The sequence below is a fragment of the Comamonas fluminis genome (assembly GCF_019186805.1).
In the GTDB taxonomy this organism is placed as follows: Bacteria; Pseudomonadota; Gammaproteobacteria; order Burkholderiales; family Burkholderiaceae_C; genus Comamonas; species Comamonas fluminis.
The window spans coordinates 1863550-1889159 of record NZ_CP066783.1; the positions used below are offsets into that span (position 1 = coordinate 1863550).

Sequence of the window (25610 nt, forward strand, 5' to 3'; positions counted from 1 at the left end):
GGTCGGTCTCCTGAATTGAGAGTCAAAGCCTTGGATCAGGCGGTCTGGGAGTGCAGGGGCGAGCGCCAGTCCTCCGCCGCACGCAGTTGTTCATGGGTGTCACGCACGCCTTTGCGAAGGCTGCCATCCCAGCAGGTTCCTGTGTCGGTGATCCGGTGGAAATTGGCACCGCTAAAATCGGCGTGGCTGCAATTGCTCCCGCTCAAGTTCGCGTGAGAGAAATTACTATCGGTCAGTAAGGCTTGGCTCAGCTGGGCACCAGTGAGCAGGCAAAACTCGAAATTGCCCTGAATGCACTGCATTTTGGACATATCAGCCCCTGCGCAGTTGGCCTGGGCAAAGCTTGCGGCCTCCAGCACTGCGCTGCCCAACTGGGCCTGTTGCAGATTAGCGCCATCAAAGCGCACATAGATGCCCTGTGCGCGGCGGAGGTCGGCGCGTTGCAGATTGCATTCACGAAACTGAGCTTGCGGTAATACGGCGCTGCCGAGGCAGGCACCTTGCAGATTCGCTCCTGTGAAATTCGCCATCGTCAGATCGCAGCTGCTCAGGTGCTGGCCGCTGAGGTCTGCCTCCGTCAGAAAAGCCAGCGTCAGGTTGGCCTTGTCAAAAATGGCAGTGCGCAGATCTGCCTTGACCGCCGTCCAGCGATGCATCAGCGTCTGGGCAAACCGGGTGCCTTGCAGATTGCATTGGGAAAAGTCGCTGAGCGAGAGGTCGCTGCCTGAAAAGTCAGTGCCAGCCAGGTCGCAGCCATCCAGGGTCGCCCTGGTCCAGTGTGCCGTGCCGATGCCAGCTTGCCGCAGCGAGCACTGGTACAAGGCAATGCTATCGGCCTGCGTCTGCGCCAGTTGCACCTGATTCATCTGGCAGCTTTGCCATTGCGTCTTCGACAGGTTGGCCGCAACAAGCTGGGCTTGATTGAAAACACAGCGCTCGAAAACACTGCCCTCCAACTGCGCGCCCTCCAGCAGGCAGCCAGAAAAATCGACATCTTCAAAATGGCATTGTGTGGCCTGAAGCCCTCTGAGGTCGCAGCCCACGAGCTGGCTGCTGACCAGTGATGCGTGGGTGGCCAGATGGCTTTGAACCTGCTCCAGCGCGCTGCGGGTATCGGGTGTGGGGTCGCTCATGCTCTCAATTCCTTCGGGTTTCTGCGCGACCCTCAATGACCATCAAGGTAGAGGTCAGCTGCGCGCTCTCTGTGCTGGCCTTGCCAATGTCACTGTCCAGCATGTCGCAGCCATGCAGATTGCACAAATCCAGCTGCGCGCCGGCCAGTTTGGCGTTGCGCACTGAAGCCCCCATCAGATTGCTGGCCCTCAGGTCTGCCGCCTGTAGATTGGCATGCTCAAACTGAGCGCCCTGGGCATGGGCGCCCTGCATCTGCAAGCCTTGCCCTTCCAGCCCGCTCAAGTCTGTGTTGATCAAAGATGCGCCATGCAGCACGGCTTGGCGCAGGCCTATGTTCTGCCAGCTTGCACCGTCCAGCCGCACGGCTCTGAAGTCGCTCTGGCTGAAGTCCGCCTGCATACCGCCCCGGGCCTGACTCATGTCCGCCTGCGTAAAACTCGCTTGTGGCGCCCGCGTTCCATACCATTCGCTGCCACTGGCCTGTGCCTGATCGAAGCGGGCTGCCTCCAGCAGGGCGCGGTCAAAGCTGGCGCGGGTCAGCTGCGCCTGGCTGAAATCTGCCTGCCTGAGCTGGCATTCATGGAAATTGGCATGCGGGGCCTGAATCTCGGAGGCCTTGAGCTGCTCCATTTGACTGTTGGAGAAATCTGCCCGCTCTGCCTGCGCCTGCAGCAGCGAGGCGGACCTCCATTCGCTGGCACTCATGTCCGCACCGACCAGGCTGGCCCGAATGGCGCATGCACCATTGAAGCGCGCCTTGTGGGCACGCACATTGTCCAGTTGGGCCTGTGTCAGATCGGCTTTTTCAAAGCTGGCCTCCTGCAGCATGGCCCGGGTGAACACTGCGCCTTGCAGCAGGCTGCCGTCAAAACAGGTTTTTTCCAGAATGCAGCCTTCGAAGCGGGCTGCGTTCAGATCGGCATTGCTCAAATCCAGCCCACTTAAATCCAGCTCAGCCAGACTTTGCCCCGCTTGGTGGCGGGCAAGAACCTCCTCACGCGTCAGCGCTCCTGTGGGCGCGCTGGCTGGCTCGGGCGAAGTGGCCGCCGCCGCATTGGCTGCAGATGCACCCAGTGCAATGCCAGTGCCAATCGCATTCAGAGACTTCCAGTCCTTTTCGGGTCTAGGCTTTTCTACAGCTGCGCTAGCTGCTTCTAATTTTGAAGCAGGTTGCGCAGGCTGGGGTGAGGGTTGTGGCTCAGACGCTGCCCGCTGATTAGAAAAGGACCGCGCCTCTTTGGGCGCCTCTTCTGGCACCTGTTCTGACACCACTGGCGGCAATGCCGGTGCGCCTATGGCCTCCAGCTCGGCGCGGCTCATGCCGCCCAGGGTAATCGCCTCATGGCTGGCGCCTTGCTGCTTGAGGAAGGCCGCCACATCGGCCTCTGTCAGGCCATGCTCGGCCAGCATGGCGTCGCGCTGGTCCAGCATCTGCTGGGTCATGGCTTGCATGTGCGCATCGGTGAACTCGGGCAGCTCGTGCGGTGCGGCACTGGCCAGCACCTTGGCGTCGGCTTCGGTCAGGGGCTGGCCCAGCAGCACTTTGTCCACAATATGCTGATGGGGCGACACCTGCGGCAATGCAGCAGCCTCGGCCAGTGCCGCCGATGCGCTATCGCTGATGGCTGCTGCGCTGCCGCTTCCAATCGCCTCTAACTGTGCACGGCTCATGCCGCCCAGGGTAATCGCCTCATGGCTGGCGCCTTGCTGCCTGAGGAAGGCCGCCACGTCGGCTTCGGTCAAGCCATGCTCTGCCAGCATGGCGTCGCGCTGGTCCAGCATCTGCTGGGTCATGGCCTGCATATGCGCATCGGTCAGCTCGGGCATCTCATGCGGGGCGGCGCTGGCCAGAATTTTGGCGTCGGCATCGGTCAGGGGCTGGCCCACCAGCACCTTGTCCAGAATATGCTGGTGCGGCGATGGCCCAGGGGGCAAATCCAGGCTGGCTGTGGATGGGGCCACTGTAGAGGCTGTGCCGCTGCCTATGGCTTCCAGCTCGGCGCGGCTCATACCGCCCAGGGTAATTGCCTCGTGGCTGGCGCCTTGCTGCTTGAGGAAGGCCGCCACATCGGCTTCGGTCAAGCCATGCTCGGCCAGCATGGCATCGCGCTGGTCCAGCATTTGCTGGGTCATGGCCTTCATATGCGCATCGGTCAGCTCGGGCATCTCATGCGGGGCGGCGCTGGCCAGAATTTTGGCGTCGGCATCCGTCAGGGGCTGGCCCACCAGTACCTTGTCCAGAATGTGCTGGTAGGGCGATGCTGCCTGAATGCTTGCAGGCTCTGCCTGCGGCGTGCTTACGGGTTCACTGGTTTGGGCGGTGCTGGTGTCGAGCCCGCTGGGCTTGGGGGCGCTGGCTTGCTGCGTGCTGGCTTTAGTTTCAGACCCGGCAAAAGCGGCTGCCGCTACGCCTATACCTGCTGCTGCCGCAGCAGCGGCAGACAGGGGGACTGCGCTGGATGGCGCGGCATCAGCGGCAAAAGAGGATGGAGAGGTTTGCGCGGCATCGGCACTTGCTGCTTCGGCGGCTTGGGTTTTTTCCTGAGCCTGTGCTTGTGCTTCTTTGAGGCTCTCGCTCAAAGGCTGGCCGGTTTCCAGGCATTCCCGATAGCTTTCCATGGGCTGCGGGGCATCGCTCATGTTCTCCCAGTCCGCCACGATATGGGTGATGTCGCGCGCGTCCGGGTCATTGATGGCAATGCTGCCCCGGTACAGCACGGCGCCATAGCCCAGGGTAGGGAAGAGATACACCGTCTCCGCATGGGTGGGGATTTCTTCAAAGACTTTTTCGCCTTGGGGCGTGACGCGCTGCGCAAAACAGCGGGCACGCAGGCCGGGCAGGCGGCTGCGTATCAGTGGCTGCTCGGGGTGCCAGTTTTCCAGCTCAATAGCCTCGTCGCCCCGCCATGCGGGCGGCCCCCATTGATCAGGCGGCGCGGCCTGGAAAAATTCGGGCGCGGTATCTGGCGGCAAGGCCGGCCAGTGCTCGCGCAGCCAGTTGGCATCGGTCTTGCCCAACCACTTCTGGCGCTGCGGCGCATGGCTGGGAAAGCCCCAAAACCCCGCAGGCTCGCGCTCGTCGCTGCGAAACGCAATCGGGTGATTCGGGTCTTCAATCTGTGGCAACTCATCTTGCCGATAACCCTTGCCCAGCGGGTTCAAGGCATAACCGAGGCCGCCATAGGCGTTTTCGGGCGTGACGGGGATTTGCGTGAGGGGCTGGGGGCTGCTGGCGTTGCCTAATGTGGTCCAGTGGCGGGGGCCATGTATTAAAAGCGTCTTCGCTATTTCTCCCACTTGCACAGTCACTGCAAGCGGTGAAGTGCTCCGCTCTGACGGTGCATGAGCGACTCCATAAGCCTCAAATTCGGCTTTAGGCTTAGGAAAGCCCGCATCAAGTGTTGAAAAAGTGCCAGAGAACTGTCCCCAGATGTCCCAAAGATCGGTTTCAGCTTTCAGAGAATTAAATTCAGGATTGGATAAATCAAATAAAGCAATGAGGCCAAGATTAAATGTGTATATTCGCGTTTCGAAGAGGCCATGCAAAAATACTTGATTATCTGGTTTAATAATTTTCATTGCTATATGAAATTAACATAACTTCAGAAGATTAGACTTGAGGGATAAGGTTTTATAGTCTGCACTCATCGAATTTTGACCAATGCGCATTTTTAAATTCTTATTGGTAAGTAAAATTCCGGTGTTTTCATGGGTAAGCTCTAATTGTTTCTCAGTAATTTCCAATCCTTTTTTTGAAAATGAATTGCTGGGCTTGGAGTTGATATGGATTAATAATTTTTTTGAGGAATAAAGTTCTCCATTGGCATTAGTTACATCAAGACCATTGCTGCCATTTCTGAAAGAAAATTTATTCGAATTTTCGTCGAAAAATAATCCTTTTTCTTTATTGTTGATTAGTAATGAAATTTCGTTCATTTTTTTAATCATTTCTAACTTTTTTGCTTTCAAATCTGTTTCTTCTTTTATTGCTGCATTGCGTGCAGTGATGTAGGCTATTCCTGTGGCTGATTGCTTATCGTCTTCTGCTTTTTTTAATCTTGACTCGGCTGTTTTGTATTCGGAAATTAGCTTTATGTATTCTTGATATTTATTTTTGATATCTGTGCTGATGTAAATTGAATAGTACTGGCAAATATTGGCTAATGATGAAGAGACGAATTCTGCTTCACCAGTGCTGCCATGAAGCTTGATTGAGCTGAACTCTTTGCGCTCTTTATCGCCTGTGATCATGTAAGTGATTCCATCAGAGCCCATAAGAAATTGCTGATCTGGTGATTTTTCAGTATTGACTGATAAAGATATTCCGCTATTGTCAGCTTTTATTTGATTTGCATAGCTCCAGTCGTTATATTTTTTTGCTATGTTTCTGGCTGCTATTTGAAAAATAACTTGGCCCATCAGATTTATTCCAGCTTGAGTGCCAAATCTTTTGATTACGTCAGGAAGCTCATCGCCTTTTTTTTCATCGGTTGATGGGTTTTCATATATTGCTAAATCCAATTTTTCTTGATCTGTTAGTTCATTATTTTTTTTTATTGTTTCTAAATCTTCCTTGGCTTTATCCCTATTTTTTTCTTTATCAGATATTTGGTCTTCCGGAGGATTATCAGTATTTTCTTTTTGCGGGTCAACAGTACTTTCTTTTTGAGGGTTAACAGTATTTTCTGATTTTTTGGATTTGTCTGCAATTTTTTTTTGTAAATTTTCTATTTCCAGTTCTTTTTCTGCCTGCGCAAGTGTTTTTTCTGCATTTTTAATATTTTTTTGCTTATCTTGAATTTTTTTGATACTGTCACTTATTTTCTTTGTTCTTTTTGTTGGTGCTATATGGTTTCCAAATACTGCAGCTGCAACTATATTTGTGCTAAAACTGACGGCAATCAAAAATTTTGCAAGACGAGTCGCTGCCAGATCGCTAATTCCTTTATCTGCATTTTGCACCATGGACTCTAATAGAAAGCTATTCTCAGCTTGGCCTTTGAATGCTGGAGCCTGTTTTATGCTGCCTCCATCATCAATAGAGTAACTTTTCAAAAGTTTAAATTTTGACTTATGAAAAGGAAGTGAGCTAAAAGGGTCTAAATTCCATTTAATGGAGCTTCCAGTAGAAATATTGGTGCTAAATCCCAAGGAGCCAGAGTTGGCTATAGAGGCTTTGAGGCTATTGTCAGCGCCTATTCCAAAGGAGTTGCTGGCTCCAAATGAAAACTCTGAATTAGGGCCAAAGGTATATTTATCACTTCCTCCCATGGTGAATTGATAAATACTTCCATCCCCGTCAGGATGCACTGACCCAATACCAATACTGCTTTTATGAAATGGCGAATTCAGCCAGATTACCTCTTTGCCCTCGGCGTCTTGCATCAGCATCTGATTGCCGCCGCGTGTGCTGATGACGTTTTGCTGGTGGTTCTGGTTATTAGCGACGCTGGGGTTGCTGGAGTTGGGCACCGAGCCGACGATGGTGGGCTGGTCGGGGTCGCCATCCGTAAACGACAGCAGCACTTCGGAGCCGCGAATTAGTGGGAAATGCATGCCGTGGTCGCTGCCTGCATAAGGGCTGGCCATGCGCACATGGGCAGAGGCTTTGGCTTCGGCCTTGTCGGTGTAGTCAAACGGAATTTGCACCTTGTATTGGCCAAATTCATCCATTTCGGCGTATTCACCGCTGCCTTCGGCATCCACCGTGGCATTCATGGTGCCGGCAATGCGGGGCTTGGGTGTGCTGCGCTCGGGGCGAAACTGGGTGCAGTAAGGCAGGGCTTTAAAGCTGCACTGGTAGATGACGGCTTCGCTGCCTTGCTGGGCGTTGTAGGGGGTGTTGTAAGGCGTGTTGAGCCCGGCCAGCAGCATGCCGGCCTGTGAGCCTTCATGGCTGATCTGGGTGATGAGGTAGCGGGCGTTGAAGTCCTGGCGGTAGTGGGCTTGCAGTTCGGCAAAGTGGCCGGTGCACAGGCCGCTGGCGGTGGCTTCGCCCACAAAGACGCGTTCACCGCACAGCAGTTCTTGCTTGCGGATATTGGCGTAGCGCTTGCCTTCGTTTTCGTCGCGGAAGTTTTCGCCATAGATCATGACTTCGCCAAAGCCAGTGGGCGAGACTTCGACTTCCACGCGCAGTTCGGTATCGGCTTTGCGGTAGTTGTAGTCTTGCAGCACCAGCTTGGCGGGCATGGGTTTGCGCTGCTGAATAAAGCTTTGCACGGACTGGGCATCGAGCCCGGTATCGGGCTCGCCCACGGGGCGGTAGTGCAGGGTTTTGGCTTCGGCAGGGTGGATGAAGCGGCTGTCCACAATCTGCAGCGTTTCTTTTTTGCCGTCCTGGCTGAAGTAGTAGTACAGGCCTTCTTTTTCCATCCAGCGGGAGATGAAGTCGAGGTGGGTTTCCTGGTACTGGCAGACAAAGCTGCGGCTGCGGTAGTCGCCCTGGGTCTGTATCTGAAAGTCCTGGCTGTTCAGGCCACCGGCTTTGAGCACGCTGGCGATGATTTCGGGAATGGTTTGTTCATGCAGATAGACCTCGGAGATGCGGTAGAGCGATAAGCGCCATAGCCGGGGCACGAGTACGGCGCGGTAGAAGGTGTAGCCGCCCGCCTGGTGGAGCTGGTCGAATTCGGCAAGTACGCCGGAGTAGTGGTTGGGGGGGGGAGGGCGGTCGCCGGGGCTGTGCAGGCTGAAGGTGGCGCTGCGGGCCAGCATGAGGTCGAGGTCAATCTGGGCATCGTCGCTGACCAGGATGAGTTCAAAGCGGTAGGGGCGGGAGATGGCTTCACTGCCTTCCATGCGCACCACGGCGAATTTGCCGCTGTCCTGGGGGTAGGCCTCGGATTGAAAGCTGAAGCGGCGGTTGTCACCCAGGCGGGAGTCGAGTTGGGTCATGGGATGTGCTCTTGAATTTTTTGAGGTTCAGGCAAATTGCATGCTGAAGTCGCCGCTTTCGCTGACATCCAGCTGAATCTGTGTGGCGGGCTCTTCAGTGCCCATACGGGCCAGAATTTCCTGGGACAGGCGCGGCAGTACGGCGCTGCGCAGGATGAAGTCGATATTGCGGGCGCCGGTTTCCACTTCGGTGCAGCGCTGGGCAATGGCGTGAACCACGGCTTCGGTGTAGTGCAGTTGCTGGCGGTTATTGGCCGCCAGGCGTTTGACGATTTTGTCGAGCTTGAGCCTGACGATGCTGGCGATGGCGCTGCTGTTCAGTGTGGTGTAGGGAACCACGGTCATGCGCGCCAGCAAGGCCGGCTTGAAGTGCGCGGAAAGAATGGGGCGGATGGCGCTGGCGAGCAGGCCAGGGTCCAGCGGCGCGCCGTCCTGGGTCATTTCGGTGATGACGTCGGTGGCCAGGTTGGAGGTGAGGAAGATGACGGTGTTGGAGAAATCAATGTCTTTGCCTTCGCCGTCAGAGAGCACGCCTTTGTCAAACACCTGATAGAAGAGGTTCATGACATCAAGGTGGGCTTTTTCCACTTCGTCGAGCAGCACGACCGCATAGGGGCGCTGGCGCACGGCTTCGGTGAGCATGCCGCCTTCGCCGTAGCCCACATAGCCGGGTGGGGAGCCAATGAGGCGGCTGACGTTGTGGCGCTCCTGAAACTCGCTCATGTTGACTACGATGGTGGATTTTTCGTCGCCAAACAGCAGGTCGGCAACGGCCAGCGCAGTTTCGGTTTTGCCGACGCCTGATGGCCCGACCAGCAGGAAGACACCCAGCGGCTGCTGCGGGTCGCGCACGCCGGAGGTGGCGGTCTTGAGCACATCGGCAATGGTGTCCAGGCCCATGTCCTGGCCCTGTATGCGCTGGCGCAGCGCATCTGCCATGCCCAGAACGGTACGGGCTTGGTCTTGCTGCATTTTTCCGACAGGGATGCCTGTCCAGCTAGAGACTACCTGGGCCACGACTTCCGGAGTGACGTCGATTTGCACGAGTGCGCTTGAGGCGTTGACCAAGTCTGAAAAGCTTTGTTCTGCTGCGTTGAGTGCGCTTTCCTGTGCGTTGATTTCAGGGGCGCCGTTTTCGCTCTTGCGGGCTTGCTGGTAGGCGCTGCGGGCCTGAAGCAGGGTCTGGGCAGCCTCACGCTGCACTTGCCAGCACTGCTGCAGGCTTTGAATGCGGGTGCTGAGTTCGGCTGCCTGAAGGTCAATGGCGGCCAGTCGTTCATGATCTACGGGGTGGCGGCTGTCGGCGTCTTGCTGCAGGCCTAGCTTTTCTCGCTCCAGCGCCTGCAACTGTCGCTCTGTGTCTTCCAGTACATCAGGCTTGGCGCTTTGCATGACTTTGACGCGCGCGCAGGCGGTGTCGAGCAGGTCAACGGCTTTGTCGGGTAGCTGGCGGCCTGCGATGAAGCGCGCGGACAGCTCGGCGGAGGCAACGATGGCATCGTCGCGAATGCTGACCTGGTGGACTTGCTGATAGCGTTCGCGCAGCCCGCGCAAAATCAGGGTGGCGGTGGCGGTGTCCGGCTCTTCGAGCTTGACGAGCTGAAAGCGCCGGGCCAGCGCCGGGTCTTTTTCGAAGTATTTTTTGTATTCGGTCCAGGTGGTGGCTGCAATGGTGCGAAGCTCCCCGCGGGCCAGCGCGGGCTTGAGTAGGTTGGCCGCATCGGCCGTGCCTGCCTGACCACCAGCGCCGATGAGGGTGTGGGCCTCGTCAATGAAGAGAATGATGGGAGTGGGGGATGCCTTGATTTCGTTGATGACGCCTTTGAGGCGGTTTTCAAACTCGCCTTTGACGCTGGCGCCAGCCTGAAGCATGCCCAGGTCCAGCCCCAGCAGGGTGACATCTTGCAGAGAGGGGGGGACATCGCCTTGAGCAATGCGCAGGGCCAGGCCTTCTACGACAGCTGTTTTGCCAACGCCGGGGTCGCCCACGCAGATGGGGTTGTTTTTGCGCCTGCGGGCGAGGATGTCCACCATTTGGCGGATTTCGGGGTCTCGGCCAAAGACTGGGTCGATGCCGCCAGCGCGTGCTTTCTCTGTGAAGTTTTCACAAAATCTGCCGATGGCGCTTGTACTCTGTGCGTTTGCAGCTATGTTTTCAGAAGCGCCCGAATTGCTGGCGTGCTCATGCTCGATGGAGTGGCTGCCCAGTTGATGCAACTGCCCGAGCGCGGCATCGCGGTTGAGTTTGTGGAGGCTGTCCAGATAGCCGTCTGCCGAGGCAAAGAAATGTGCGCGGGCCAGGAAGGCCGCGAATATGGCGCCAGACCGGATCTGGGAGGCTCCGAGGTTTACGGACGAGATCAGCCAGGCGTCCTGCAGCAGTTGCAGCAGTAGCGGGGAGAAGCTGGGGCGTGTGTTGTTGGCGGATTCAAATCTCTCGATGGCGCGGGTGAGCTGGCGCACGAGCGTTGCTGTGTCCAGCTCGTTTTGCCGCAGCAACAGTGGAATATCGCTTTGAACCGTACCAAGGAGTTTGAGTAGCAGATGCTCAACGGTAATTTCCTGCTGCCCTAGAGAAACACACTGTCCGGCAGCTTGCTCCAGGGCTTGGCGCGTGCATTCGTTGAGCTTCTGAATCAGGGGTTTGAGTTCTGTAAGCAGCATAGGAAGTCCGTGTTTGTTTATTGAGGGGCAGGTGATACGCCAAGTAGCGCGGTATCCAGAGAGAAGCGGGCGGGTGGGCAAGGCTGCTTGGACGAAGGGGCAAGCCAGGTTCCCAGGCCCAGACAGCTCCAGACACCTTGCCCGAGCTGTGTGGTTTGCATCTGCGCCGCTTTGGGGTGAAGCGATACAGTGACGACGAGCGGAGAGTCCAGATAAAGCTGTATCAGCGTGCAAAGGCGCGCGTGTTCTTCCTGACCTGGCAGCAGGCTTTCGAAATGGGGTACTTCAAGATCGCGCAGATGAATGTCGAGATGGCTGCTGCGTTCGTGAACCTGTTCGCCAAGTACGCTGTCTTCACCCAGAGAGCAGGCCTGCAAGCCCAGTTGGCAGCGCTGATCTGCGGGCATGGTGGAGTGGCTGGGCACACAGGGCCGAATTTGTACCTTGGCTGGTGCCATGGCGTCACGGAGCAGGCATTGCAGGCCCAGCGCTGATTTAGGCCGCTGTGCCAGCAAACCTGCGTAGCGCAGCATGTCTGCACGCCGCTGCAAGGAGTGCTGGCTTTGATGCTGAATCCCTGCAAAAGCATGCAGATACTGCAAAGCTCGCAGGTCTTTTTCTTCGTTGATTCGCAGTTGCAGCCTGGGCTTGTGCCAAGCTTGATAGAGCAAGGGGTACAGCACCCTGTGCAATAGATCGAGCAGGCCACGGGTGGCGTGGCGGTCTTCGCGGCGCTCTGTAATCAGCTCTTCGGTATAGAAGGTGGGTAGTGGTGAGTCCACACCATACAGGCCGCCGAAATTGACGGTGACTTGCACCGCCTGGGGCTGTTCCGTGCTGTCGCCGGACTTGCCGTTGACTGCAGGTAACCGGACCACGTCGTGAATGTCGGCATCTGGAAATGCCAGCGAAAGCCTGGGGCGAAATTGAATGCCGTGCTCAGAGATACCTCGGGCACGCGCATCAAGCTGGAGCAGGCGCGCGGTCTGAAAGAAGCCGAATTGCCGGCCCTCGCGCAGCAACTGCTCAATCAGAGCAACTCTTGAAGACCCAGACGGGGGCGCCATACAAATTTTTCCTCAGTCAGGCTGTCCTGAATTTCGAGACGTGCATAGGTGTTGATGCTGGCGTAGCCCGCCAGAAAGCGTTCAAGAATGCAGCCAAACAGGTAGAGGTCTCCTGGCCCTGCGTAGTGACTGCTATGGCAGACCATTTGTATGCACTGTCCGCGCATCATGTGGCGGCCTACGAGGCGGCTTTCGCTCTTGACATGGACGCTGGCAATGCCGGCAATGCGCTGTCGGTTCGCTCTTTCATGCTGGCCTTGTTTGGCAGAAAAAACATATAGCGAAAGAAGGCTGCGCAGGTTCTCTGCAGTCGCCAGCGTCAGCAAATTCATGGCGACATGGGTTAGCAGTTTCCACTGCAATTCATCGTCTGCAGGAATACTTTGAGCAGGCCGCACTGCACGAATATTCTGGAACTGCAAACGTTCTGGAGATGTGGAAGTGGGGTTTCTGATCTCCCCGTAGCTGAGCTTGTCTGGCAGGTGAGCATTGGTGCAGCTCAGATTGATTGAGAGCACCTCATCCTGAAAATCCTGGTCTGCCTGATAGGGGATGGACAGAAAGCTCTCGTACTGATTCCCAACCGTTGCGGGGCGAATACTGACTTGGTAGGTGCCTGAGCTAGAAGGATTTGCAGCGGTCGGGCTGCGCAGAACGCCAAATGGAAGATAGGGCCTCGGTTGTGCCTTGCCCTGACAATAGCCATGAACGTTATCAATGGAGTAAATCTGATAATGCTCTGGATTGTTGCCTTCTGGGCGAATACGATATTCAGCTTGGCGGTGATCCGCATTGGTGGGAATCGCCATATGAGAAAATATATTAACGGCTGGAGCAATATTAAGTAAAAAGCTTTCGTCGTTAATAACGGGCATCCAGTCGGGACGCTTGTTGAGCAAAAAATTGATCTCTAGTGTAGCCCCAGCCTGTTTATGTATTGTGTGCAAGCCTTTTATTTCGACGAAAAGGAATTTTTCAGGTAAACAGAAAAACTCCTGTATCAATCCATATCCAGAAAAAGCGTTGCCAGGATAGGGGAGCAAAGGCGAGTCAAACCCGCTGCAATGAATTGCACTTGCGGACAGGGCTGCAACAGGTCGACCATTGCGGCGGATGGAGATGCCCCGCACCGAGGTGTTCAGCAGCATGAAGAGCTTGGCCGCTTCCGCATAGCTGTTTCCCAGAAAGAGCCGAAGCGGGCTGCTTTGAAGTTGTGTGTAGTCCACTCCATTGTCTAGGAACTGCAAGGAGATACTTGGAGTGCTGCCAGCTTGCTCAATCAACTCACATTGCTGCAGTGTCAGCGGTAGAACCTCAAGTTCCTGAGTGGTTCTGAATCGGCAGACTGTGGCATCGACCGGGATAGATGCGATTTCAGAGAGTGCTTTGACCTTGGCTGATTCAGTAAGAGGGGATTTAGGCTGGAACTCAATCAGTGTGCAGGCAGGAACTGGTCTTAGATAATGAGGGCACAGGAGATTGGTCAGCTCCTGTATGACTTCTGGAAATTCGTCATCCAGCTTTTGTCGAGTACGAGCCGTTAGAAATGCAACACCTTCGAGCAGCCTTTCCACATCAGGGTCAGAGGAACTGGTTGCCAACAGCGGAGCAAGCGCAGGATTGGCTTGGGAAAATTCGACTGCCAATGTTCTCAGTTGCGTTAGCTCAGTCTCAAAATACTGCTTGAACATGGTCTAGGCCTTTGCAGGTTGCTGTTTTATTTTTATTGTTGAAGTGAAATTTTTCCAGATGAGCCGACAGTTGTTAAAAGCCTGAATGGAATTTCTTGCTCATTGATGCAGACCTCGCCCTCTAATGAAAATTTCAAAGACAAAATATCACTTTGTTCTTGAAGTAGACGTACTTTTGGGTTGGATAGCCTCGGTTCATAGTTTTGCACCATGCGTGTAATTTCCTCTTCAATATTGGAAATATTTCCACTGCTCAAGCCCCCAATATGATTGGTGAAATCTGGTACGCCAAAATTTGGGTCAATTGGTGCACTTCCTTGACGAGTGTTTAAAATTAATACAAGATACTTTGATATGGAATTGATGATGTTTTCAGAAATGGAAGATTTCATGAATTTTTCATCAATTTCATAATTTTTAATTTTTTCAAAAAGTCGGATATTAATTTTTGACACGATTATTAATAAATGAAGGCAGCATTTTTGATGCTGCCTTGTATTTTTTAGGATTTTGGAGCAAGCCAAGAGTCTTCTGCTTCAATACCATCTGGATCAAATGTCCAGGTGATTTTTTCGTAGGTGAATGCCATATCTTCCATATGCCCCATTTGCTTGTTTTCAGGGCTCAAGCAGTTTGGCGTCCACGATTTAAGATGCGTGATAATCGCATTCTCAAGCTTGACAGTGTAATATTTCTCTTCGGTTCCCTTGGGGGAAATACGGTAGTATTCGAGAACAACAGACTTCATCTGCTCACCGGATGTCAAAGCTTGATATAACTTTGGAGAAGACTTATCAATCTCCTTGGTAACAATCATGGCATTGTGCACGCGCTTGCCTGTTGGAAGTCCAGTCTGAGGGCTTTTGGGAATTTCAATCAAATGTTCAACGGCTTGAACAAGAATTTTCCCATCGTGCCCTTTAACCTTGGTAGAGCCTTCAATTTTTCCTTGGTTTTGACCTTCCAGGGTCAAATAGCATGGCATTGGCATGACATTCCTTTCGGCTTCAATATTCACAGGAATTTTTGAGCAGGATTGCTCAATCTGGTGAAATTTCCTAAGAGTTTTAAATATACAAGAATGACCTGAAAGAAATATTTCAAAATCGAGGATGGAAATTTTTAATTTCCATCAGGTCATTTTTTAAATATGATATTTTTATCTCAAGACTTGTCTAGCTTACCGACCAGTGAAAGTGTGAAAGATGCGCCCATATATTTGAAATGAGGGCGAACACGCAAATCTACTTTGTACCAGCCTGGCTCACCTTCAACACTTGAAACATCAATTTCTGCTTGTCGCAGTGGACGACGACTGCGAACACCAGCAGCTGGGTTATCCATGTCTGAAACATACTGACGAATCCAGTTGTTCAGCTCTTTTTCCAGATCGCCGCGCTCTTTCCATGTTCCAATGTTTTCGCGTTGCAAGACTTTGATGTAATGTGCCATGCGGCTCATGACATACATATAAGGAAGCTGAGTGCTGAGCTTGTAGTTGAGCTCTGCTTCTTTACCCTCTTTAGTCTGGCCAAAGAATTTTGGTTTTTGTGTGGAGTTTGCAGAAAAGAATGCCGCATTGTCACTGTTTTTGCGCATTGTCAGCGCAATAAATCCTTGTTCGGCAAGCTCATACTCTCTGCGTTCTGAAATCAATACCTCGGTTGGGATTTTGTTTTGCAGTTCACCCATGGCTTCATAGGTGTAAATAGGCAGGTCGCTGAGTGTTCCGCCTCCTTGAGGACCGATGACATTGGCACACCAGCGGTAGTTCGCAAAGCTGTCCGCAAGGCGGCTTGCAAATGCAAATGCAGAGTTGCCCCAAAGGAAGTTAGAACTTCCACCCGCAACGGATTCGTTGTAGCTGAATTTTTTACTTGGAGTGCTTTGCTGGCTATATGGGACACGCAGTAAAAAGTGAGGAATGGTGAGTCCGATATAGCGAGAGTCCTCTGTCTCTCGGAAGGAGTTCCATTTTGCGAATTTTGGCCCTTCGAAAATAGATGAGAGGTCTTTGAGGTTGGGCAGTTGATCTAGGCTGTCAATACCAAAAAATTCGGGGGAGGCCGATGCAATAAAAGGTGCATGACTCATTGCTGCAACACTGGCAACGTTTTGCAGAAGCTTGATATCCTGAGGGCCTGGGCTGAACTCGTAATTGGCAATGATTGAGCCAAATGGCTGGCCACCGAACTGACCATATTCGGCAGTATAGGCTGTCTTGTAAAGTCCAGATTTTGTGATTTCTGGAGAGTCTTCAAAGTCATCAATCAGCTTGCTTTTACTGACGCTCAGCATTTGAATTTTGATGTTTTCGCGGAAATCTGTGCGATCAACAAGAAATTTTAAAGAACGCCAAGCTGATTCTAATTTTTGAAAGCTTTCATCGTGCAAAATCATGTCAACTTGAGCAGACAATTTCTTGTCAAGTTCGGCAATCATTTCATCGACGGTGGCGGCAGTCACTCGTTCGATGGAACGTTGTGGTTCTACCAGATGAGCAATGAAAGACTGAATTCCATGTCTTGTAATTGAATAAGACTCATCGGTAGGTAATACGCGTGCAGCTTCAATAAGCTCGTCAAGCAAAGATGCATTGGAATTTAAATTCTCAGCATCATTAACGGATTTTGTTTGTGTCATGATGATTAAATCGATAATTTATGATCTTGTTTAAGCTTGGTCTTTTTTATCAAATTCAGCCAATAAGCGTTGACGGACGCCCTCATCGCTGACAATGTCTTGCAGTCGCTTTCTAAAATCAGGTAAATTACCGAGAGGCCCTTTGAGTGCTTTGAGTGCCTCTCGTAATTCAATCATTTTCTGCAGCTCAGGAACTTGATCTACGATCGAATCTGGGGAAAAGTCATTGATCGAATTAAAAGATATATTTGTTGCCAGAACTTCCCCAGGCTCAGCATGGTTAGATAGCTTATTGGGAACGCTCAAGTTCAATGAAATTTTTTGTGCTTTTAAAACTTCATTGAAATTATCTTTGTCGATATTTATGGGCTTCTTGTCTTCAAGAGGCTCATCATCCTCGCGCAAGGTGAAATCACCTAGTACCAGCATTTTGAACGGGAGCTCTACCTCGGCCTGCGCTTCTCCACCTGCAGGACGGTAGACAATGTTGACTCTCTCTTTTGGTGCGACGGACCCATCGGTTGACATAGTATTTCTCCTAGTAATGCCGCTCGGGAGACAGACAGCAACCCAGAGCAGAGCTTTGATCATTAGAAGAGATCGGCCGCTGAGAAATATTTCAAATTTTTCGAGAGGTAGTCCTGAAGTCTTCTTGAATCTTCGCGTCACTCAACAGAAGAGAATCCTCTCTACCGAGGGGAGTCTGGAACCCGTAAAGCGCAAATCGTCGGCTTCCTCAAAGAGGCCGAAGTCTGCGGCAAAGTCGATGGTGCTTGCTGCAAATATGGCTCAGCGATGCTGCCATGTACGACAAGTAGAAGACTGCGTTACGCAGGGGCGTCTGCACCCCAGTTAGTTCAGATGTGGCAGTCGCAGAAGGAGAGCGCTGCGTTCAGGCGGGTGTATGCCTCGTGCCCTATATCTCGAAGGGTGCTGTCCGGCAAACACTCAGGCCCAGAAAGACTAAAGGACTTAGCCGATTTCTCAGCTAAGTCCTTGAATCATATGGTCGGAGCGGCGGTATTCGAACTCGCTACCCTCTGCTCCCAAAGCAGTTATAAATATAAATACGTCGCTATGAAAATTCAGATAATTTATAAAAATCAGTTTAAAAACAACATCTTGTGTTTCCATGTTTGTGCTTGTATGTTCATAATCGTCCACGTAGTGCCAAAAAATTGTTTACCCCTTTGTTTACCCCTCAGGAGAAATGATGACCAGATACCCCAAAGCAGGAGAGGGCCAGCATTGGACGACACGAGAGTTGCTAGCTTTGCCAGCCGCATGGAAAGGTGACACTTTGAGTGATGGTGGCGGCCTCTCTGGTGAGGTGCGGGTGAGCATGGACGGAAAAGTCTCGGTACGCTTCAAGTACGCATATCGTGCGGAGGGCAAGGTTTGTTGGCACCAATGCGGAACTTGGCCGACGATCGCTCTGGCCGAAATTCGTCGCACCAGGGATCTTGCTCGCCAACAGGTATCAGAAGGGGTGAATCCGACCGCGGCCAAAGAGTCTGTCAAGCTTGAAAAGCAAAGGTCAATTGCAGCGTCATTGGCTCAGGCAGAAGCTGAAAAAAGTGAACGCCTCACAGTGGATGATTTGTTCAGTGTTTGGCTAGAGCAGGGCGTCAACCGAGCAGACGGCAACAAAGAGTTGACGCGCAATTACCTGCAATACATCAAACCGCATCTTGGGCACTTGGAGCTGCGCTGTCTCACGGAAACTCATCTTCGAGTGTTGCTCAAGGCTGTGGTTACCGACGGTACTGTGCGAAAGGCACAGGTCATGCTTCTTTGTATTAAGCAGGCGTTGAAATGGGGTGAAAAGCGCAAGCCGTGGCGTGCCTTGCTTTTGGAAGGAAATCCAGCAGATCTTGTCTCGGAAGACAGCATTACTCCTGCAGATCACCAGGATGAACGCAGTCGCATCCTGAGTGATGACGAGATTCGTGAGCTGAGCCAAATACTCCGTCACTCTACCCAATCATATGAAGACGCAAAGCCGGGAGGAAAGTTGACGCTCCAGCGTCCCGTCAAAAGGGAAACACAGATTGCTCTATGGATAGCGCTGGGCACAATTTGCCGCATTGGCGAACTATTGATGTCGCGTTGGGAAAACGTCAATCTGGCCAAAGGCACTTGGTTCATTCCTGAAGAAGATGTGAAGGGCCAAAGAAAGAAGCGGCAATCCCAATTGGTGCAGCTTTCTCCGTTTGTACTGAGGCAATTTCAATTGCTCCGTGAGCGAACGGGTGACAGCGAATGGTGCTTTCCAGCAGTAAATACCAAAAATGCGACAAAAAATCGTGGCCATGTTTGCATCAAATCTGTATCCAAGCAGGTTGGCGATCGTCAAGTCATGTTCATGGACAGGAAGCCATTGAAGGGGCGTTGCCACGACAACACGTTGGTGCTGTCCAAAGGACAAAAAGGAAATTGGACAGTCCATGATTTGCGTCGCACTGGCGCTACCCTGATGCAGGGCTTGGGCATCAAGCTCGACACTATCGACCGGTGCCAGAACCACGTGCTGGAAGGATCGAAAGTTCGACGCCATTACCTCCATCACGAATACTCGGACGAAAAGGCTGAAGCTTGGCTCAAGTTGGGTGAAAAAATTGAGGCCATCTTGGCTGAAGCCAAGTAGCAGGTCATCTCGCTTCGTCTTACTTTGTGATTGCGGACGAGGCGGCCTCTAATTGCACAGGAGCTCTTGCTGCTCCAGGTTGGCACTCTTGTCTCGATGAAGTTTTGCAGCCAATCGGAAGACGATCAGCTGTAGAAGTTCAGACTTGATCTGACAGTGGGCCTTGCCAACAGGTGAGGTTTCCCGTTTTGATAAGGGTACGAATCTTTATCAATCCGGGCGCAAAGCGCCCAACGGAGAAACCTCATGAACAGTTTCAACCAAACCATCATCCGGCACAAGGTCGGCCTGCTCAATCTGGCCAGTGAGCTGGGCAACATATCCAAAGCCTGCAAAGTCATGGGCGTCTCCCGTGACACTTTCTATCGCTATCTGAATCGCCCCGGATTCCCTAGACACTTTTAAGCCGTTGGGAATGGCGTTTCTCGAACTCTATCGGAGAAATATCTCCTGCAGTGCCGTGACGCCTTTTTGGGTTGTAGAACATCTCGATGTAGTTGAAGATATCTGCCCTTGCGTCCTCGCGCGACGTGTAGATCTGGCGACGAATTCGCTCGCGCTTGAGCAACTGGAAGAAGCTCTCGGCCACTGCGTTGTCATGACAGTTACCGCGGCGACTCATGCTGGAGACTAGGTTGTGATCTCGTAGGAAGTCCTGCCAGTCATGCCCGGTGAACTGACTTCCCTGATCCGAATGCACCATGACCGCCTGATCAGGTCGACGACGCCACAGAGCCATCAGTAGTGCATCGAGTACCAAGTCGGTATCGATGCGGCTGCCCATGGACCAGCCCACGACCAGACGGGAGAACAGATCAACCACCACTGCCAGGTACAGCCATCCCTCGTGAGTGCGGATGTACGTGATGTCGGTCACCCACGATTGATTGGGCTCATCCACAGCGAAGCGGCGCTGCAGGTGGTTAGGGGCAACTATGGCGGGCTTGCCTCCGCGCATCCCAGGGCGGCGCCGGTATCCCGTTTGCGAACGCAGCCCTTGGAGCTTGAGCAAACGGGCCACGCGGTGTTTACCGCAGCGCTCTCCCAGATCCCGCATGTCCAGTGTGAGCTTGCGGTAGCCGTACACACCACCACTTTCAAGCCAGGCTTGTTTGAGCAAACCTTGCAGTCGCAGATCATCCCGAGCCCGTGGGCTGACGGGTTCAGCTTTCCAAGCGTAATACCCGCTGGGATGTACCACCATGACTTTGCACATGCTACGAATGCTGTATTCGTGCTCATGTTTCTGAATAAATGCGTACTTCACCCGAGCTGCTTGGCAAAGTACGCTGCGGCCTTTTTTAGGATGTCACGCTCCTCGGTCACACGCTTGAGCTCGGACTTTAGTCTGCGCAACTCTTCTGTCTGCGTAAGTTGAGCTTGTCGCTCTGCGGGAGGCCCTGAATGCGTCTTCAGCCACTGATACAGGCTATGTTGACTAACGCCAAGGCGCTGTGACACGTCAGCGACCTTGTGGCCTCGTTGTGTGATCTGCTTGATGGCTTCGATCTTGAATTCGTCTGGATATTTAGGCTTACTCATGGCACCTCCTATTGGGCCTCGGGATTGAGGCTCAGAAGTGTCTAGAAAACCCGGGGCGATTCATCTTGCTGGCTTCAGGGAGGCATCGTATGACCAGTATTCAATTTGACTGAGTCACCAAAAGCAGTCGCCGGCTGACTTACCGTTCAGATCGAACGTCTGCTCGGGGAGTGCATGTCGACCTCACACTTTTGGCTACATGCAGCCATTTGACGTGTATTCGTAAAGTGGTCCTCCCGTAGTTCTACAGCAAGTTCAATCTCACAACAATTCAACATTTATTGTATTATTGATTTATGCAAGAAACCCAAGTTGTCCGTTCCCTCTCTGCGTTGGCTCATGAAGCACGCCTGCGCGTTTTTCGTGCATTGGTGGTTGCAGGACCTGAAGGTCTGACACCCAGCGCATTGGCGGAGCAGTTGGGTATTGCCCCCAATGCACTGTCGTTTCACCTAAAGGAACTGTTTCATGCCGAACTTGTGAGTCAAGAGAGGCAGGGTCGAAATGTGCTTTACCGTGCTGCCTTTCCCGTCATGAATGGTCTGCTTGCATATCTCACCGAGAACTGCTGCCAAGGAGCTGCCTGCACTCCAGGCGCCGCGGCTTTGTGCCAGTGCTGAAGCACTCGTTGCTAGGAACGGTTCACCATGTTGACGGGCATTCTGATTTTCATCTTCACATTGACGCTGGTCATCTGGCAACCGCGCGGCCTTGGCATTGGCTGGAGCGCCTCGATTGGAGCCGGTATCGCCCTGCTGCTGGGGGTCGTGCACTGGGCTGATATTCCGGTGGTCTGGCATATCGTCTGGAATGCCACGGTGACCTTTGTCGCCATCATCATCACCAGCCTTTTGCTGGATGAGGCCGGTTTTTTCGAGTGGGCCGCTTTGCACTTTGCCCGCTGGGGCGGAGGCAGCGGCGTCAAGCTATTTGCCTTTATCGTGCTATTGGGTGCCGCTGTGTCGGCCCTGTTTGCCAACGATGGGGCAGCCCTGATTCTTACGCCCATCATGATGGCCATGCTGGTCGCGCTGGGCTTTTCTCCTGCTGCCACGCTGGCGTTTGTCATGGCTGCCGGGTTCATTGCCGACACTGCAAGCCTGCCGCTGATCGTCTCCAATCTGGTGAACATCGTGTCCGCCGACTTTTTCAAGATCGGCTTCAACGACTACGCATCGGTGATGGTGCCGGTCAACATCGCCTCGGTCCTGGCCAGCCTCGGTGTGCTGCTGCTGTTTTTCCGACGCGATATTCCTGCCACCTACCACGTGGCCCAACTCAAACAGCCGTCGGCTGCGATCAAAGACCGGGCCACGTTCCGGGCCGGCTGGGTCGTGCTGGTCTTGCTTCTGATTGGCTTTTTTGTTCTGGAGCCTCTGGGCGTGCCCGTCAGTGCCGTGGCGACCGTGGGTGCCGCGATTTTGCTGGCTGTGGCCGCTCGTGGTCATGTCATCAGCACCAGGAAGGTGCTCCATGGCGCGCCTTGGCAGATCGTGGTGTTCTCGCTGGGTATGTATCTGGTGGTCTACGGGTTGCGCAACGCGGGCCTCACGGATTACATCGCCTTGTTGCTGAATCAGTTTGCAGCCGGTGGCGTGTGGACCGCATCGCTGGGCACGGGCGTGTTGTCTGCGGTGCTGTCCTCGATCATGAACAACATGCCTACGGTCTTGATCGGGGCCTTGTCCATTGATGCTTCTACAGCCAGCGGTGCTGTCAAGGACGCCATGGTGTACGCCAATGTGATCGGCTGCGATCTGGGCCCCAAGATCACGCCGATTGGCAGCTTGGCTACCTTGCTGTGGCTGCATGTGCTGGGCAAGAAGGGCACAACGATTGGCTGGGGCTACTACCTCAAGGTCGGCGCGGTACTGACCCTGCCCGTGCTGCTCATCACCCTTGCCGCCCTGGCCTTGCGGCTCAGCGTGGTGTCTTGAATCTTTGCAACGGGAATCTAGCGCTATGAGCGACATCACGATTTACCACAACCCTGCTTGCGGCACCTCCCGCAATGTCCTGGCCCTGATCCGCAACAGCGGGGAAGAGCCCACGGTCATCGAATATCTCAAGACGCCACCTGATCGCGCCACGCTGATGGGCCTGATCCAAGCCATGGGCCTACCAGTGCGCGATGTGTTGCGTCAAAAAGGTACGCCCTATGACGAGCTCGGCTTGGGCGAACCCAAATGGACGGATGAGCAATTGATTGATTTCATGCTCCAACACCCCATCCTGATCAATCGCCCGATAGTGGTCACCCCTCTGGGAATCCGCTTGTGCCGTCCCTCGGAGGCCGTGCTGGATATCCTGCCGCTGCCTCAACAGGCAGCATTCTCCAAAGAGGATGGGGAAGCCGTCATTGACTCTAAAGGAAACCGAATTGGCAAGCTCTGATCTACCGAACCTCGACGAACAAGTCTTTGAAAAGCCCAGCCTGGAAGGCCTGTTGCCCGCACAGCGTGCGACGCACGCGCCGCGCATTCTGCTGCTGTATGGCTCGGTTCGTGACCGCTCCTATAGCCGATTGTTGACCGAAGAAGCTGCACGGCTGCTACGCAAGATGGGGGTCGAAACCAGGATCTTCGATCCGCATGGCCTGCCGCAGCCCGATGGCGCGCCAGACGATCACCCGAAGGTCAAGGAGCTGCGTGAGTTGGCGGTATGGGCCGAGGGCATGGTCTGGACGTCTCCTGAGCGTCATGGCGCGATGAGCAGCATCCTCAAAGCGCAGATAGATTGGATTCCGTTGTCCGCTGGTGCCGTGCGGCCGACACAAGGCAAGACATTGGCGGTGATGCAAGTCTCGGGTGGCTCACAGTCCTTCAACGCGGTCAACCAGATGCGCGTGCTGGGCCGCTGGATGCGTATGATCACCATCCCCAATCAGTCGTCTGTAGCTAAGGCGTTCGCGGAGTTTAATGATGCTGGGCGGATGAAGCCATCTTCATATTACGAACGAGTTGTTGACGTGATGGAAGAGCTGGTCAAGTTCACGCTGCTGACCAGAGACTGCTCGGACTACCTAGTTGATCGCTACAGCGAGCGCCGTGAAAGCGCAGAAGAACTGTCCAAGCGGGTCAATCAACGCAGCATATAGGCGATATGGTGAGTAGCTGCCGCATTTTTCGGCGCAAATTCAGTGGTGACGTCTTTGCTTCTTGAAGGGCCGTAATGGCTCGGCCGCGTCTATTTACAGGCCGCGATAGCGGACTTCTAGAGTCCCTTGGGTTGCACTGATGGTCACTGTCCACGGCTCACCTGAAACCGGTCGGCGGACCTTTGGTGCTGGGACGAGCGCTATGCGACTGTGGAGCTTCGCGATGCAGTCATGAGCAGCAGTAATCGCTGCAACGCCGACTTGGGATGTCAGAAGTTGGCTTCAAGCTGGGAGCCACCGGTCGAGTCAGATCAAATGATCGCCTTGCTGACTGACCGCTTGCTGGCAGCGAGCGTAAAAATACCTGTCGGTCTTGACAGACGGCTCATGCTGGATGACAGTAGTACGCCTTTGCCGCTTACTTGAAAAATCACGACCGCTTCATGCAGATCTTGCAGGGAAGGGCATCAAAGAGGCTGAGGTAGCCAATTTTTTGTTTACCCCTTTGTTTACCCCTTGGGCCCAGAAAGACTAAAGGACTTAGCCCCTTTCGAAGCTAAGTCCTTGAATCATATGGTCGGAGCGGCGGGATTCGAACTCGCGACCCTCTGCTCCCAAAGCAGATGCGCTACCAGGCTGCGCTACGCTCCGTAAGCCTCTATTGTAACGAGAAAATTGCGCTGTTTTTTAAAGCTGCAGACTATTCTCGAAATAGTGGCAATTTTTTAGCGGTTGCCACCTGTCGGTGCCGGGCCGCGGTTGGGCAGGTGGCGGAAGGTGATACGGCCCTTGGTCAGGTCGTAGGGGGACATTTCCAGCGACACCTTATCGCCCGCGAGAATGCGGATGTGGTGCTTGCGCATCTTGCCGCCGGTGTAGGCGATCAGTTGGTGACCGTTGTCCAGTGTCACGCGAAAACGCGAGTCAGGCAGGACTTCCGTCACGGAGCCTTGCATTTCAATCAGTTCTTCCTTGGCCATGTGTTCAATCTCAATAAAAGGTCAGTTGCGGCGCTTGTTCGTCGGTACCACGTTAAAAGGCCTGAGCATTCCTCAGGCCTTGTCAGCAGGTGGTATAGCGCTGCGCTGATCGCGCAGACCGAACAAAAGGCCGGTATCCCATCAAGTAATGCTGAGTCAGCACTCAATAAAACCGTGGAATTGTAGCTTCTTGGCTTTGTCAATGCAGTGCAAAAAGCCTCGATCGTCGCAGCGATGAGACGCTTTGAAAGCGATGCAGGAGCCGCAGCGCAGGACTCTTTTGCATGGTGGAAATGGCGCAAGCGACTGTGAACCTCTATGAAGTGCTGGCTCTTCGCTAGAATCAGCAACAACTCTCTATAACTTTGATAGCAATAAACAACTGTGTCTGAACGACTAGCCGTACTTTCCCAATATCTTTTGCCCAAACAGGCGCTGACTGCGCTGATGGGGAAGCTGGCCCAGGCGCAAGCAGGGGGATTGACGACGGCGGTGATTCGCCGCTTTATCCAGCGTTACAAGGTCAATATGGCAGAGGCTGCACAGCCCGATCCCGCCGCCTATGCCACCTTCAACGCGTTTTTCACGCGTGCCTTGAAAGAGGGCGTGCGGCCTCTGTCGAAGGCCGACTGGATCTGTCCCGTGGATGGGGCTATCAGCCAGTTTGGCAAGATTGAAGGCCAGCAGATTTTTCAGGCCAAGGGGCATGACTACAGCGCCACGGCCCTGGTGGGCGGTGATGCTGCGCTGGCAAAGCAGTTCGAGAATGGCAGCTTTGCCACTATTTATCTGAGCCCGCGCGACTATCACCGCATTCACATGCCATGTGCTGGCAAGCTGCGTCGCATGATCTATGTGCCGGGCGATCTGTTCTCGGTCAACCCGGTGACGGCCCGTGGCGTGCCTGGCTTGTTTGCGCGCAATGAGCGGGTGGTCTGTGTCTTCGATACCGAGCATGGCCCGATGGTGCTGGTTCTGGTCGGGGCGACCATTGTGGGCAGCATGGCGACGGTGTGGCATGGGCTGGTCAATCCGCCGCGCCCCGGGCATATCAAGAGCTGGGACTATGCGGGAGAGCAGGCTATAGAACTGGCGCAAGGCGCTGAGATGGGCCGTTTTCAGCTGGGTTCTACCGTTGTGATGCTGTTCCCGCAAAGCGCGGGGCTTGAGTTCAATGCGCAGTGGCAGCCTGCCATGCCGGTGCAACTGGGGCAGGTGATGGGGCAAGCCCAGCGCCGTCTGGGGTGA

18 protein-coding genes, 1 tRNA gene and 1 pseudogene are annotated in these 25610 nt (G+C 53.7%); 7 read left to right on the top strand and 13 right to left on the bottom strand.

Annotated elements, in window-relative coordinates; translation table 11 throughout:
• Positions 1-35 precede the first annotated feature (35 nt).
• The 10 genes from JDW18_RS08975 to tssB all read right to left on the bottom strand — a co-directional run bounded on the left by JDW18_RS08975 (position 36) and on the right by tssB (position 16624).
• The gene (locus tag JDW18_RS08975; RefSeq protein WP_218243281.1) at positions 36-1133 is read right to left on the bottom strand and encodes a pentapeptide repeat-containing protein; all 1098 of its coding nucleotides are present in this window, start codon (positions 1131-1133) and stop codon (positions 36-38) included.
• A 4-nt stretch (positions 1134-1137) separates the two neighbouring features.
• Complete coding sequence (locus JDW18_RS08980) at positions 1138-4713, bottom strand: DUF2169 family type VI secretion system accessory protein (RefSeq protein WP_246610392.1); 3576 nt, start codon at positions 4711-4713, stop codon at positions 1138-1140.
• A 12-nt stretch (positions 4714-4725) separates the two neighbouring features.
• Positions 4726-8031, bottom strand: a complete 3306-nt coding sequence (gene tssI, locus JDW18_RS08985) for a type VI secretion system tip protein TssI/VgrG (RefSeq protein WP_218243283.1) — start codon at positions 8029-8031, stop codon at positions 4726-4728.
• A gap of 27 nt (positions 8032-8058) precedes the next feature.
• Positions 8059-10695: a type VI secretion system ATPase TssH gene (gene tssH / locus JDW18_RS08990; RefSeq protein WP_218243284.1), complete on the bottom strand. Its 2637-nt coding sequence runs from the start codon at positions 10693-10695 to the stop codon at positions 8059-8061.
• 17 nt (positions 10696-10712) lie between these two features.
• On the bottom strand, positions 10713-11762 hold the full coding sequence (gene tssG / locus JDW18_RS08995) for a type VI secretion system baseplate subunit TssG (protein WP_218243285.1): 1050 nt from the start codon (positions 11760-11762) through the stop codon (positions 10713-10715).
• Positions 11726-13453 (bottom strand): type VI secretion system baseplate subunit TssF, encoded by a 1728-nt coding sequence (gene tssF, locus JDW18_RS09000; RefSeq protein WP_218243286.1) that lies wholly within the window; start codon positions 13451-13453, stop codon positions 11726-11728. Before tssF ends, tssG begins: the two co-directional genes overlap by 37 nt.
• 32 nt (positions 13454-13485) lie before the next feature.
• The gene (tssE, locus tag JDW18_RS09005; protein ID WP_218243287.1) at positions 13486-13845 is read right to left on the bottom strand and encodes a type VI secretion system baseplate subunit TssE; all 360 of its coding nucleotides are present in this window, start codon (positions 13843-13845) and stop codon (positions 13486-13488) included.
• Between the two features lie 110 nt (positions 13846-13955).
• Positions 13956-14444, bottom strand: a complete 489-nt coding sequence (locus JDW18_RS09010) for an Hcp family type VI secretion system effector (protein ID WP_218243833.1) — start codon at positions 14442-14444, stop codon at positions 13956-13958.
• A gap of 173 nt (positions 14445-14617) precedes the next feature.
• The gene (gene tssC, locus JDW18_RS09015; protein WP_218243288.1) at positions 14618-16096 is read right to left on the bottom strand and encodes a type VI secretion system contractile sheath large subunit; all 1479 of its coding nucleotides are present in this window, start codon (positions 16094-16096) and stop codon (positions 14618-14620) included.
• Positions 16097-16126: 30 nt separating this feature from the next.
• Positions 16127-16624, bottom strand: coding sequence for a type VI secretion system contractile sheath small subunit (gene tssB / locus JDW18_RS09020; RefSeq protein WP_218243289.1), 498 nt, complete (start codon positions 16622-16624; stop codon positions 16127-16129).
• Positions 16625-17309: 685 nt separating this feature from the next.
• On the opposite strand from tssB, the gene JDW18_RS22565 reads away from it, so the two are divergent.
• Positions 17310-18743, top strand: a complete 1434-nt coding sequence (locus tag JDW18_RS22565; RefSeq protein ID WP_246610394.1) for a tyrosine-type recombinase/integrase — start codon at positions 17310-17312, stop codon at positions 18741-18743.
• Positions 18744-18989: 246 nt separating this feature from the next.
• Positions 18990-19115: pseudogene (locus tag JDW18_RS09030) on the top strand (helix-turn-helix domain-containing protein); the annotation flags it as partial.
• Positions 19116-19134: 19 nt separating this feature from the next.
• On the opposite strand, the gene JDW18_RS09035 reads toward JDW18_RS09030, so the two are convergent.
• A protein-coding gene (locus tag JDW18_RS09035) for an IS3 family transposase (protein ID WP_218239616.1) occupies positions 19135-20285 on the bottom strand; the annotation gives its coding sequence in 2 pieces (ribosomal slippage) (positions 19135-20039 and positions 20039-20285; 1152 coding nt in all).
• Positions 20286-20581: 296 nt separating this feature from the next.
• On the opposite strand from JDW18_RS09035, the gene JDW18_RS09040 reads away from it, so the two are divergent.
• From JDW18_RS09040 to arsH, 4 genes are read left to right on the top strand one after another with little or no spacing between them, the layout of a single operon-like run.
• Entirely contained in the window at positions 20582-20905 is a 324-nt protein-coding gene (locus tag JDW18_RS09040; RefSeq protein WP_218243290.1) for an ArsR/SmtB family transcription factor, read from the top strand.
• A gap of 27 nt (positions 20906-20932) precedes the next feature.
• Positions 20933-22222 carry an arsenic transporter gene (locus tag JDW18_RS09045; protein ID WP_218243291.1) on the top strand — a complete coding sequence of 430 codons (1290 nt, stop codon included), beginning with the start codon at positions 20933-20935 and terminating at the stop codon, positions 22220-22222.
• A gap of 25 nt (positions 22223-22247) precedes the next feature.
• Complete coding sequence (gene arsC / locus JDW18_RS09050; RefSeq protein ID WP_218243292.1) at positions 22248-22679, top strand: arsenate reductase (glutaredoxin); 432 nt, start codon at positions 22248-22250, stop codon at positions 22677-22679.
• Entirely contained in the window at positions 22666-23382 is a 717-nt protein-coding gene (arsH, locus tag JDW18_RS09055; protein WP_246610396.1) for an arsenical resistance protein ArsH, read from the top strand. Before arsC ends, arsH begins: the two co-directional genes overlap by 14 nt.
• A 574-nt stretch (positions 23383-23956) precedes the next feature.
• On the opposite strand, the gene JDW18_RS09060 is transcribed toward arsH, so the two are convergent.
• A tRNA-Pro gene (locus JDW18_RS09060) sits at positions 23957-24033 on the bottom strand.
• Between the two features lie 74 nt (positions 24034-24107).
• Positions 24108-24362 (bottom strand): translation initiation factor IF-1, encoded by a 255-nt coding sequence (gene infA / locus JDW18_RS09065; RefSeq protein ID WP_218243294.1) that lies wholly within the window; start codon positions 24360-24362, stop codon positions 24108-24110.
• Between the two features lie 384 nt (positions 24363-24746).
• Between infA and asd the strand changes: the two genes are divergently transcribed.
• On the top strand, positions 24747-25610 hold the full coding sequence (gene asd, locus JDW18_RS09070) for an archaetidylserine decarboxylase (protein ID WP_218243295.1): 864 nt from the start codon (positions 24747-24749) through the stop codon (positions 25608-25610).